Source organism: Sulfuricaulis sp. (assembly GCF_041499725.1).
Taxonomy (GTDB): Bacteria; Pseudomonadota; Gammaproteobacteria; order Acidiferrobacterales; family Sulfurifustaceae; genus Sulfuricaulis.
Genome location: NZ_JBGQKW010000085.1, coordinates 1 through 11,628, shown reverse-complemented (window position 1 = coordinate 11,628; position 11,628 = coordinate 1). Strand labels below are relative to the sequence as shown.

The 11,628-nt window shown below is 55.9% G+C and carries 14 protein-coding genes and 1 pseudogene; 10 read left to right on the top strand and 5 right to left on the bottom strand.

Features of this window, described 5'->3' with window-relative positions; genetic code table 11:
• The 4 genes from ACC569_RS12225 to ACC569_RS12210 form a co-directional block, all read left to right on the top strand.
• On the top strand, positions 1 to 546 hold a 546-nt coding region (locus tag ACC569_RS12225; RefSeq protein ID WP_372523812.1), incomplete at its 5' end, for a hypothetical protein.
• Complete coding sequence (locus ACC569_RS12220) at positions 536 to 1,249, top strand: hypothetical protein (RefSeq protein WP_372523811.1); 714 nt, start codon at positions 536 to 538, stop codon at positions 1,247 to 1,249. The genes ACC569_RS12225 and ACC569_RS12220, both read left to right, overlap by 11 nt.
• Positions 1,250 to 1,275: 26 nt before the next feature.
• Positions 1,276 to 2,739 carry a peptide MFS transporter gene (locus tag ACC569_RS12215; RefSeq protein ID WP_372523810.1) on the top strand — a complete coding sequence of 488 codons (1,464 nt, stop codon included), beginning with the start codon at positions 1,276 to 1,278 and terminating at the stop codon, positions 2,737 to 2,739.
• A 425-nt stretch (positions 2,740 to 3,164) separates the two neighbouring features.
• Entirely contained in the window at positions 3,165 to 3,713 is a 549-nt protein-coding gene (locus ACC569_RS12210) for a phosphatase PAP2 family protein (RefSeq protein ID WP_372523809.1), read from the top strand.
• 331 nt (positions 3,714 to 4,044) lie between these two features.
• Here the strand turns inward: ACC569_RS12210 and ACC569_RS12205 are convergent, their stop codons facing one another.
• The 3 genes from ACC569_RS12205 to ACC569_RS12195 are packed head-to-tail and all read right to left on the bottom strand — an operon-like array spanning position 4,045 to position 5,821.
• Positions 4,045 to 4,872, bottom strand: coding sequence for an ImmA/IrrE family metallo-endopeptidase (locus ACC569_RS12205; RefSeq protein ID WP_372523808.1), 828 nt, complete (start codon positions 4,870 to 4,872; stop codon positions 4,045 to 4,047).
• Positions 4,869 to 5,273: a hypothetical protein gene (locus ACC569_RS12200; RefSeq protein WP_372523807.1), complete on the bottom strand. Its 405-nt coding sequence runs from the start codon at positions 5,271 to 5,273 to the stop codon at positions 4,869 to 4,871. Before ACC569_RS12200 ends, ACC569_RS12205 begins: the two co-directional genes overlap by 4 nt.
• Positions 5,270 to 5,821: an RNA polymerase sigma factor gene (locus ACC569_RS12195; RefSeq protein WP_372523806.1), complete on the bottom strand. Its 552-nt coding sequence runs from the start codon at positions 5,819 to 5,821 to the stop codon at positions 5,270 to 5,272. The genes ACC569_RS12200 and ACC569_RS12195 overlap by 4 nt, the downstream gene beginning before the upstream one ends.
• Positions 5,822 to 6,026: 205 nt before the next feature.
• Between ACC569_RS12195 and ACC569_RS12190 the strand changes: the two genes are divergently transcribed.
• The 5 genes from ACC569_RS12190 (at position 6,027) to ACC569_RS12170 (ending at position 9,563) form a co-directional block, all read left to right on the top strand.
• Positions 6,027 to 6,974 (top strand): hypothetical protein, encoded by a 948-nt coding sequence (locus ACC569_RS12190; protein ID WP_372523805.1) that lies wholly within the window; start codon positions 6,027 to 6,029, stop codon positions 6,972 to 6,974.
• A gap of 90 nt (positions 6,975 to 7,064) precedes the next feature.
• Positions 7,065 to 7,334 carry a multiubiquitin domain-containing protein gene (locus ACC569_RS12185; RefSeq protein WP_372523804.1) on the top strand — a complete coding sequence of 90 codons (270 nt, stop codon included), beginning with the start codon at positions 7,065 to 7,067 and terminating at the stop codon, positions 7,332 to 7,334.
• Entirely contained in the window at positions 7,309 to 8,505 is a 1,197-nt protein-coding gene (locus ACC569_RS12180; RefSeq protein WP_372523803.1) for a ThiF family adenylyltransferase, read from the top strand. The genes ACC569_RS12185 and ACC569_RS12180 overlap by 26 nt, the downstream gene beginning before the upstream one ends.
• Positions 8,502 to 8,963: a DUF6527 family protein gene (locus ACC569_RS12175; RefSeq protein WP_372523802.1), complete on the top strand. Its 462-nt coding sequence runs from the start codon at positions 8,502 to 8,504 to the stop codon at positions 8,961 to 8,963. Before ACC569_RS12180 ends, ACC569_RS12175 begins: the two co-directional genes overlap by 4 nt.
• A 63-nt stretch (positions 8,964 to 9,026) precedes the next feature.
• Positions 9,027 to 9,563: a hypothetical protein gene (locus tag ACC569_RS12170; RefSeq protein ID WP_372523801.1), complete on the top strand. Its 537-nt coding sequence runs from the start codon at positions 9,027 to 9,029 to the stop codon at positions 9,561 to 9,563.
• A gap of 120 nt (positions 9,564 to 9,683) precedes the next feature.
• Here ACC569_RS12170 and ACC569_RS12165 read toward each other — a convergent pair whose 3' ends face one another.
• Entirely contained in the window at positions 9,684 to 10,475 is a 792-nt protein-coding gene (locus ACC569_RS12165) for a DUF2182 domain-containing protein (protein ID WP_372523800.1), read from the bottom strand.
• A 50-nt stretch (positions 10,476 to 10,525) separates the two neighbouring features.
• A complete protein-coding gene (locus ACC569_RS12160; RefSeq protein ID WP_372523813.1) occupies positions 10,526 to 11,311 on the bottom strand; it encodes a DUF899 domain-containing protein in 786 nt (261 codons plus the stop codon).
• 150 nt (positions 11,312 to 11,461) lie between these two features.
• Between ACC569_RS12160 and ACC569_RS12155 the strand changes: the two are divergent.
• A pseudogene (locus tag ACC569_RS12155) lies at positions 11,462 to 11,628 on the top strand (helix-turn-helix domain-containing protein); the annotation flags it as partial.

Genomic DNA, 11,628 nt, shown 5'->3' with positions numbered 1-11,628 from the left:
GCAGACAAAAAAACAGTTCCCAGCAAATACGAGGACAAGGACGATGGGATTCGCTGGTCCGTGAGAAACGAACGATTATTACAGGAGCGGGAATGGAAACTTCCAGCCGATATCACCCTGTACTTGAAGCGCTATGTCGACCGGTTTGGGCAGGATGCGCCCAGCCTGCTCGATCACGTCTATAGCACCAAGCCCATGCTATCGGCTGCACCGAATGAATACCTGGACTTTTCCTTGGCAGCAGAAGATGCGTCAAGCGCCGAGCCTGAACTGCTTCCATTGAAAATGGACAACCTCTCCGAGAAGAAAAAGAAAAAATTAAAAGAGCGGATGCAGGCGCTACAAGAGAAACAAAAAAGCAGGAAACCGAAAGCGCTCAGGCTGGTACCTCTGGTAAAGAATCCCAGGTACGACGCGATTTACGAAGCAGGTATTGCCTGGCTTGACGATCTTGCTGGCCAGCCATTAACACCTGGCGAAAAAGCCGCCGAATTCTCGGACGAAGTATGGCAATCTTCTACCCGGAGGGGCGGCAATGTTTCCTGACGACTGCATTCAGTCGATCGTTGGATCCACCAACTGGTGGACTAGGAACAATGAGAAAAAACTTTGCCGGGGTGCGTTGATCATTGCTTTCGCGCCCCACGTGGACCAGGTTCCTTATGCGCTTGAGCCAGTCGGACGAACTGACGCCAGTCGGCATGACAGCGCCATCCTTCGAGTGGCTCCCCTCAGCGTCAATCAGCCGCTCGACAAAACTGATCTGCCCGTCGCCGCCATGCCGCTGCCAGACGGGGAGGTTTGGGCAGCCTATCGGGCCAAGAAGCGACCCTGTCTGGTCATTGGTTCCACTAATCCAGCGGTAGACCAAACGCTGACCGAGGGAACGCCGAAGAATTCCACCGCACCAACGGTATTGGTTGCGCCTTATTATGGTGTGGACAGAGATGGCCGGCGCGCGGGTTACCAGCCCGATTTCGTCGAGCGCGTTCGGCATTGCGAATATCCTCAATTCGTTTGGGATCGTCTACCGATCGCCGGCGGACCCGACGAGTCGATTCTTCGACTGGATCACCTTCAGCCGATCGGCGCGCTTAACAATTCGTACAAAATAACCGAGTTTAAGCTCAGCGACGCTGCGCTCGAGATCATCGATGAGTTGGTTCATTGGCTTATCTGGGGCGGAGTTGATGCGGACGGTTTAATAGCGTTGTATCGAGAAGAAATCAAAGCAACTTTCGGTTCATAGGCGCCTCATCCCCCGGGAATCGGGACATGACCACCCGCGTCACCGAAGTCACGCCCCCGCACGCCGCCCCCCATGGTGAGCGTCATCCCACCGCATTGCCCACGCTGTTCTTCACCGAGATGTGGGAGCGCTTCAGCTACTACGGCATGCGTGCGCTGCTGGTGCTGTACCTGGTCAACGCGCTGGGCTACCAGCGCCGCGATGCGCTCGCCGTGTACGGGACTTACACCGCCCTGGTGTATCTCACGCCGATCGTCGGCGGCTATCTGGCCGACCGCTATCTCGGCTACCGCAAGGCGATCCTGATTGGCGGCCTGGTCATGGCCATGGGCCACTTTGCCATGGCGTTTCCCGCGCTGCTGATGCCGGCGCTGGGCTTGATCATCATCGGCAACGGCTTCTTCAAGCCCAACATCTCCACGCTGCTCGGTTCGCTCTATCGCGAGCACGATCCACGGCGCGACGGCGGTTTCACCATCTTCTACATCGGCATCAATCTGGGAGCGTTCCTCGCGCCGCTGATCGCCGGCACGCTGGGCGAGAAGATCGGCTGGCATTGGGGCTTTGGCTCCGCCGGCGTCGGTATGTTGTTCGCGGTGATATGGTTCGTGCGCGGCCAGCACAAACTGGGCAACGCGGGACTGCCGCCCGGCCAGGACCGGCTCGACCGCCGTGCCTGGTTGCATATCGTGCTCGTCAGCGCCCTCATGATCCCGCTGGTGTACGCCGTGATCGGCGTGGGCAGCGCGCTCACGCCGCTTTGGAACCGCCTCGGCACGGAGCTTAAGGTCGGTATTCCCGTCGCGGCCTTCATCGCTTTTCTCGCGTGGCAGCAAAGGACCTGTACCCGCGAAGAGTGGCATCGCGTGCTGGCCATCGTGATCGTGGGTGTCTTCGTGATTTTCTTCTGGATGGGCTTTGAGCAGGCGGGCGGCACCATGAACCTGTTTGCCGATCGGCTGACCGATCGCGCGCTGCTCGGTTGGGAAATCCCGGCGTCTTATTTCCAGGGCATCAACCCGCTGCTGATCGTGCTGCTCGGGCCGCTGTTCTCCATCATGTGGACGCGCTGGGACCAGTCCCGATTCGCGCTTCCCGTGTCCGCCAAGATGGGCGTGGGGATTCTTATCATGGGCGCCGGCTTTATCGTGTTGGCGATCGCTCAGGGCCGCGCGGATACCCTGGGCAAAGTCGGGCCGCAATGGCTGTTCTTCGTGTATCTGCTGCACACGATGGGCGAACTGTGCCTGTCGCCGATCGGCCTTTCCATGGTCACCCGGCTCGCCCCGGTGCGTCTCGCCGCGATCATGATGGGCATCTGGTTCACCGCGAACGCCATCGCCAATTACCTGGCCGGCATACTGGAAAGCCTGCTGGCCGGTTCAAGCATTCCCTTATATTGGTTTCTCGTCGGCAGCTCGCTCGGCGCCGGGGTATTGCTGCTCTTGATCACGCCGTTGCTCAATTACCTCATGCATGGGAAAGGCTGATTCGGCCGGATGATTTTCCAGTCAGCTCGGACTTTTTCCCCCGTTCAGCCGGCTGGTGCGCCGATAAATATTACAATAAACCATTATTTCTGACCCCGGTTTTGTATTACTTACGAAGGCAGAAGAAAGGAAACATGAAAGATCAACGTCCTGTCGAGAGATAGCGGCTCCATCCAACCCCCACGCAATGTTCGACAGCGCACGGACTCCTCCTGCGAATCCCCTTACTCTTGTACAATCATATCAAGCGCTAAATCACGCCACATCAGATCCTCCATGACAGTCCTACGAGGTCGTGAACGCTGCGCCGGTGCGGTGGATTGGCGATCAAAAGCCGCTGGAGGTCCCTGAATGAGATTTCCGCAGAGCCCGGAACTTTTAAGCAGTTTGGCCGATCCAGCTCATTTCCTTTAAGGAGTGTTTTCATGAACAGATTGTACTCATTCGCCATTCTGGCGATGTTCGTTCTGCACGCCGGAACGGCCGCCGCTGCGGACAGCAGGAAACTCCAGACGCAGGGCGATATCGTTACCATACTTTTGCCGCTGGCGGCGTTCGGGACTGCGTATTTCAAGGACGACAGCGAAGGGGAAAAGCAGTGGCTGCGCGACACGGTTCTCCATGAGGTCCTCTATACCGTCCTTGTCCCCATCTTCAACCAAACCAGCCTTGGCAAGCGGCCGAACGGCGATTCCAATAGTTTTCCGTCCGGACACGCCGGCTTCGCGTTTGCGCAGGCAGGATTCCTGCAGGAGCGCTACGGCTGGTGGTATGGCGCGCCGGCCATGGTGCTGGCAGCTACCGTGAGCTATATCCGTGTCGACATAGACAAGCATCACTGGCGCGATGTCATCGCCGGCGGTGCGTTGGGCTACGGCAGCGCCATGCTCACGGTAACTCCCCAGAAGGCGACCCAGCTGGCGCCGATCATTGGGCCGGACTGGATGGGCATTCGCTATGAGCGATCATTCTGAACAGTCGGGATAGCAAGGACGAAAGGGGACGGAGGGATTAAATAATAGGCAGTCGTTCCTCGTGTCAGGAATTGCCTAAAAAATAATCCCTCCGTCCCCATTTTCTCCGTCTACTGGAAAGCCTGCTGGCCGGTTCCACCATTCCCTTGTATTGGTTTCTCGTCGGGAGCTCGCTCGGCGCCGGGGTATTGCTGCTCTTGATCACGCCGTTGCTCAGATACCTTATGCATGGTAAAGGGTGACCGGTCTGGGTAACACAGGCAGCGCCTATCCTTTCAAGGCCAAGCATGGGAAAGAGGGGGATGGGAGGGGGAAAGAAGAAAAATTAGAGTTAGACCCTGTTCGCCTTCCGGGCCGTCGCATATTTACGCCGCCCAACATTAGGGTCGAAACCAGCCTCGAGCATTTCGAAATCGGTCAGGTAAAGTAAAACCAGCACCTCGCCATTGGCCATCGGGTGGCAATGCTCAAGGATTTCGAATTTCTCGGCATCATCGTTTTCGAACCAGACTTCACCAGGCTGCTTTCGCGGTGCCGGATATGTCTTCCCTGTTGTTAGCAGTTCATACGCGAAACTGTCGTTGTCGAGCGCACTTCGCAGCCACCATCTCGCTGGCACGTCCAAAGCACGAATATGCCAACGTCGTTTCTGAAGCGTATAGCAGGCCACAATCACCGGAAGCTTATTCACGTGCGCTAGTCGAATTGTTGTCGCCAGAAGACTGGTCTGAAAAAGTTCAGAGACTTCTCCGATCTGGCAGAAGCCTGGCGTACCAAGTGGTTTAATTACTGGACTAAAAAGTGATCCCGGCATTAAAAGGTGGGATGCGTACGTATCGGCTTCTTTTTCAAGCCCGGCATCCGACGCGAGATTCTCGGAGGGGTTCTCGACCCGACACTGAAAAGATCTGCCGCGGTGCAACTCCCAATGCCCAAGTTCATGGCCGATTGAAAACCGTTCGCGACCTCGGCTATGGGATCGCTTTATCGTTGCAATCGCACGAGACCCAAATCCGACTAGGGTTGCGTCGCAACCAGTAAGTTGTCGGTATTCAATCGCAACGCCCGCGTCGGACGCAATCGCTTCAACGTCGAGGTCGCGTGGATCAGATATACCGAGATCGGCAATACGAGCTTCGGCTTTTTGACCAGGTGTCACGCGCCACCCGAGTTGTTGCCATCTGGTTCTTCGAGAAGGCAAATCTGTTGATAGAGGGTGATCACGTCTTCATCTGACATCTCGCTCAGCTCTCGAGCAGCCAAGGTAAACCTCGGGTCGTTCGCAGCTTTCTTTAGGTACGCACGTGCTTCCGCTATAGAAACGTTTTGTAACCGTTCAGAAACGGTTCTTGGCACACTCGCCATCCGCTCCCTAGCGGCCGCTAATCGTTGTTTACCGGCAATAGTCTTGGCCGACTCCAGCATTCGAAGGGCTTCGGCCTTTAGAGATGCCGGTTCTATATCGTTCAAGACATCCTTGTCAGACATGGCAAGTAAATCCTGAAGATACGAATCCAAGAAATTCTCCATCGATGTTTTTTGTGACTTATCGGAGATCATGACTCTCTCCTTAAAGCCTGGACAGGTTCGAGTTTTCTTATCAAACGTTTTCTAGCAGCTTCATACTTTTTCATATCAAACCCCAATTCGTCCGCTGCTTCTTTGCCCCGCAGACCATCGGCCCATGCGAGCACAACTAATTCTGCGTCCTCGTCTCCCGCAACGAGCCGTTGAATTTCCGCAAGCTCACTTGTCGCGTTGGCGTTCTCCACTGGGGTGACCCGTTCGACAGCAACAATTTCTTGTCCATTCTCCAACTCCCCCTCAGCAGCTGAGACTGCAACGTGTCGGTTGATGGCCCCCTTGTCAGTGCGCTTGCGTATATTGCTCGCAATTCCGTGCATGGCCGTTGTCAGGACAACCAGCGGGTGCACGTTTCGGGGCCAGCGTCGTTCCCCAGACAGGAGTTTGACAAATGCTTCTTGTAGCAGGTCTTCAGCACTGTAATCAATCAACCCAGCGGCTCGAGCGCGCGCCAGGCTCTTTGCGCGCGCAAAATCCGCTGGATTATCGCAAAGAAGACGGAGTGCAGCATCAACCTCTGACAAGGCAAGACGGTCAGAATCATCGTTTGGTAATCGGCGCAATTGAGGACGGCCCTCCCTGGGTCGGACTCCCGTAGGCGCTGCTGTGGACGTACTACGCCAAAAATATTTTTAGAGGCGCGTCCGTGCTGGCTTTCTCGAGAGTCTTACCAATTAAGCGCCCAGAAATATATAGAAGACGCTATACCAACCTATTGGAGAAAACAGTATGAAATTTAACCGTAAAACGCGCGGCATTGCCAAATATTTAACCCATCTCAAGCCGGGCGAAGAGTATTGGATGGGATTACCAGCCGAAATCTACGTTAGCACACTGAAAGAATTAGGTTTCTCAGTGCCACTTATTGTCGGGGAACGTCTGTTACCGGCAGCAAGCTTTGGTCCTGCGTGTCGGCGCAATGCGCTAGGCGATGAAATCGTTCATCGAGATAGGCCAATGGAAACGGCTTACCGGCAGGCCGAGTGGCACTGGACGGAATTTCGCGGACGCTACGACACTGAGGACCGCTCCAAAATTGTGGATGTCCCGTACGAAAGGTACCCGCGTACTCATGTTCCTCCCCATGCCGTGGAATTGGAAATCCGCAAGTCCAAAAATGAGGTTCATGTCGCTGTCGGACCCTTTGTTTTGGCCAAAGACGATGACCGAGCTACAAATACCGCCAACGTTTTCATCGAAATATTTGGTGAATGTGTTGTCCTGCGTCATGACATGACCGCCTGGGAGAAGGCTCCGGTGCGGCAGATGAACTGGGAGTTACTACCACCTGGAAAGAACCCGTGGGCGTCGGCTCAGCCAGCGCTCAAGCAGTTCGTTCGGAAGGCAGAAGAAGGCAACCAACCTGTAATACGAGCCCGATTCGAAGCGATCGGAGGTTATGAGCCTGAGTTTGTTGCTATTGGTACCGCAGGATTTGATGGCTATGTCGTGTTCGGGTTTCCGCGCCTCGGACTCTGCATACTGGAATGCCGATCCGTTAACAATGCTACCTACGTCCTAGATGAGAATTCATGGGAAGCGATTTCGATACTGACCAAGGCGGAAATACTGAACGCCAATCTCCAGCGAGATCGGCTCGTCCACCGGGAAAACTGGTTCAATTTAATTGCCAATCTGCTTCGGGCCCAATCAGTCAAGAAAGTCGTCGCTAAGTAAGGCACGGAAATTAGAATCAGATCAAAGTGTGAGGCACGGATGTCAGATGTTGTATTTTTCCTTTAACTAACTTACGAGGTATTTGAAACTATGAATAACAGCCATTCCGACCAGGCGCCTGGTCAAAACAAAACTTACTCTATCATTGTCAATGGTCGTCCACGTGAAGTGACTGAACACAAACTGACCTACCTTCAGGTGGTTCAGCTGGCCTTTCCCGGTGAGCAACCATCCGCAACAGTGGTCTACACGGTGACCTTTTCTAACCCTCACGGTAAGGACGGTTCGCTGGTAGATGGAAAAGATGTGGTCATCAAAGACGGGATAATCTTCAATGTCAGAAAAACTGATCAGTCATAATCCCGATTTGCAGAAGTTGCGGGACAAGGGGTACGAAGTGGAAGTGCGGAGCGGCTACTTGCTGCTCCGCTCTGTCCCTTACGTCAATTCGCGAAGTGAAATAGCGATGGGTACCCTCGTGACCGATGTCACCCTGAATAATGACCAAACCCAGCGACCGGGTGATCATCAGGTATGGTTTGCGGGTGAATGCCCGTGTAACGCGGACGGGTCCGCTATTTCGGCACTTGGGAATCGTACTGCTACCCAAACTCTTTGCGAAGGGCTTGAGGTCCACCATCGGTTTTCATGCAAGCCGTCTGAGGGCTACCCAGATTATTATGTAAAGATGACCCGGTACGTGGAGATCCTCTCGAATCCGGCACGGGCTATCGATCCGTCAGTCACCGCGTGCACGTACAAGCCCATCGTGGCATTCGAGGAGGATTCGGTCTTTATTTATACCGATTCCGCCTCCAGCCGGGCGGGCATTGCTGGTCTGGCGAGAAAACTCGCCATGGACAAAGTTGCCATCGTAGGTTTGGGCGGTACAGGTTCTTATGTGCTGGACCTAGTGGCTAAAACCCATGCCCGAGAAATCCATCTGTTCGATGGTGATGAGTTCCTGCAGCACAACGCTTTCCGTGCGCCCGGGGCGGTATCGCTTGAGACCTTGAGGAAGAAGCCATCCAAGGTGGCGCATTACGCTGAAATCTATAGCCAAATGCGTCGAGGGATCTTCCCGCATGAAGGGTACTTGGACGATGTATCAGTCAAGCAGCTAGTCGGCTTCGACTTCGTTTTCCTGTGTGTCGACAAACCAGCTGTGCGCAAGTTAGTGGCGGACTTCCTGCACGAACATAAGATACCGTTCATCGATGTAGGCATGGAACTAGAGCTGATCGATGATCAGCAGTGCCTGATTGGGACTTGCCGGGTTACGTTGAGTACCTCCGAGAAGTCCGATCATTTCCCCCGGCACGTATCGCTTAAGGAGAGCGGCGCGGATGACTTGTACGAGAGCAATATTCAGGTGGCCGACCTGAATGCCTTGAACGCGGCCATGGCGGTGATCAAGTGGAAGAAATACTGCGGCTTCTACCAAGACTGCTACAAGGAGCATCAATCCGCCTATGCTATCAACGCGCACCAACTCACCCGTGATGAGACAACCGAGACAGAACCAGCATGAGGAAAACGGACCTGTCTCATCAATTTGTCGAGTTCATCCCCGAGCAACTTGAGGAGGGGGTGCTTTACATCTCCCAGCGTTACGGCACGGCCGCACACAAGTGCTGTTGTGGCTGCGGTGAGGAAGTGATTACACCCCTGACTTCGACAGATTGGTCGCTGCAGATGGATGGTAATGTTGTGACACTTTATCCTTCCATTGGCAACTGGAGCTTTGCCTGCCGGTCGCATTACTGGATTCGCAGAAGCAAGGTGATCTGGGCTGGTCAAATGTCGCAACAGCAGATCGATCGTGGCCGAGCAATCGATCGTGCAACCAAGCAGACATACTTTGAAGCGGTAAATCGCAAGAAGGCATTACATTCGAAATTGTCTCCAAATGAAGCTCCGTCCCGGACCGAGGCCCCTGGTTTATTCAACAGCTTGTGGATGGCCCTCAAGCACTGGTGGAATACCTGACCCCGATTAACTCCTTGCAGATTTGCTTGGGCGTCGCTCGATCAAGCAAATGGCTATAAGATAATGAAAGCAACCATGAATCACACCCTAGAACACGAAGAGAGTTTAGTTGCGGCAGGCCGCGGTAAGTGGTCACAGTCGGGGGTGCCTCATCGTGGATGGCGCTGTGTAGATATCGAAGACCTTGGTGAGCCACAGGTGCAATGTGAAATGTGTGAATCGCAGACAATTCGCTTTATCCACCACATGGAGCATCCGAACTATTCTGAAGTTCTAGAGGTTGGTTGCATCTGTGCTGGTCATATGGAGGGTGATATTTCAGCGGCGCGTATCCGTGAAACGAGCATGAAGAACCGTGCCGGTAGAAGAAAGCGGTGGTTAACTAGGAAATGGCGAATTTCAGCGAAGGGCAATCCTTGGCTTCGGGCAGATGGTTACCGAATCACGGTCTACGAGCGAGGAGGTGGTTGGGCTGCAACAATAAGTAGTGAAGACAATTCGTCAGTGCAGCACAGCAGAAGAAATTATAATACACAAGATAAAGCTAAGTTAGCCGCATTCGATCACATCACTAGATTACAACCTAGCAGTGACCCATAAGAAAAGAATTCGAGAATTGGAATCAGATCATTTATTTTTCTAGTTATCGATAATAGCCTATCAAGAACCAATAGGTTCAGACTCGATTGAAACCGCACGACGCGGCACGATGCGGATGCGTCATCCAAGCCCGGCTGCTCGCACGATCAGAAACAACCCCGCCCCGACGACGACGGCTCCGATGGCTCGCGCGACGCGCTCACCGGCCGGTACGAGACGTTCGACGGTGATGGCTGCCGTCACGACAGCCATTGCGCGCAGGTCCATGACCCCGATGACCAGGAGGATCGCCGTCAGGCCGGCACAGCAGTAGCTGCAGTGGAGCCCGAGGCGCAGGCCGTGTCGCCAGGCCGTGGCGGCGTCCGCCGGCAACGTACGGCCGCGCCCCGGTGCCTCCCGGCAGCAGGCAAGGTGGCGTGCTTTCCACGCGGTGAACTGGAGCGCGCCGGCGATCAGGACGACCACACCGACCGCGATGGGTACGGCGCGCGCCAGCGCCGGCAGCTGCATCTCGACCGCTGCCAGCGCGACGCCCAGCGGAAAGGCGGCCATTCCGAACACGGTCCACACGAAGAAGTAACCCACGCCCACGAGCGCGGTCAGCCGACCGAGGCGCGTCTCGCCTGTCCTGCCAACGGCCTGGCGGTAGCGCCACAGCATGGGGACCAAAGACGGCAGCATCATCGCCACCATCATCACGACCCACATGCCGAGGAACGACGCCGCGGCGCCGGGCCACGTCTGTCCGGGCATCCGCATCCACGCCATCGACATCGTCCAGCCGCCGGGCATCGGCATCTCGCCCATCGCCGACATGGACGCGCACCAGACGATCGTTACCGCCGCGCTGGCGGCGAAGAGCAGCGCCGAGACGCCGAAGAAGATTTGCTCCGACGCTCGCTCGGAAGCCATGGGTCGTGAGATCTCCATTCGCAGGTGCGCCACGATATCCACGGCTTCGCTCAGCCCTTGTTGTATTCGTCGTGGCGGCGCCACCACATACCCGACTCGTTGCGTCCCTTGGGAGCGCGGTCGAGCCACTGGTACATGCCCCAGAGGCCGTCCAGTCCGCGCGCATAGGTGGAATAGGTTTGGTAGACGACGCCGTCCTCGAGCACGAACGCGCTCATGCCCGGCCTCTCGCGCAGGTATGTGGCCACGTCGGTCCCGGTCATGATGGCGTTCTGAACGGGAGGCGATTCGTTGCCGGCTTCCTTGCCCATCCGGAAAGGTATCGTCGACGCCGGCGGCTCGCGCAGGTAATTGTATTCGATGCCCCCTTCGCGCTGCTGTTGCTCAGTGAACGAGACATTAAAATCAGCGTTGAAGTCGCCGTCGAACGAAGACGCCCACGGAAACGTCCACCCCATTCGCCGCTTGTATGCCTGTAGTTTGGCGAGCGGCGCCCGCGAAATGGCACACAGCATCACGTCATGGTTGGCAAGATGAATCGCAAACCCGTTGAAGCCGTCCGCGATCGTCGAACAGGTCGGGCAGCCCGCCGTGTAGTCGGGCCCGAACATGAAGTGATAGACGAGCAGCTGCGAACGTCCTTGGAAAATGTTTGCCAGCGAGGCGCTTCCCGCGTCGGTCTCGAATCGATAGTCCTTGTCGATCCGAACCCACGGCAGCTCCTGCCGTCGCCGCGCCAGCTCGTCGCCGCGCCGCGTGTGCTCCTTCTCGGCCTTGAGCAGCTCGAGCCGTGCTGCCAGCCATTCTTTACGTGTTCCGGTCATGTGTGTCGTCATCGCGCTTGTCTCCTTCGTTCGAGTGTCCATTCGTTTCTCCTCAGGGGTTGTTGATCACGAGATGAACTTAGCGCAGGATATCGAAACGATGGGAGTTACAAGTGTGGCGGGATTCGTCGCAAGGTCGTCTGGAGTAAATCAGAGGTTCCCATGGACTCGATGATCACGGCCGCGGCGCGTGCACTCGCCGCGGGTGATCCCCTCGGCGCATTGAAGCGGGTCGCCTTGCGCGAGGACGCGCCGGCGCTCGCGCTTCGAGGCATCGCGATGGCGCAGCTCGGCGATCTCGTTCGAGCGAAGGCGCTCGTGCGACGTGC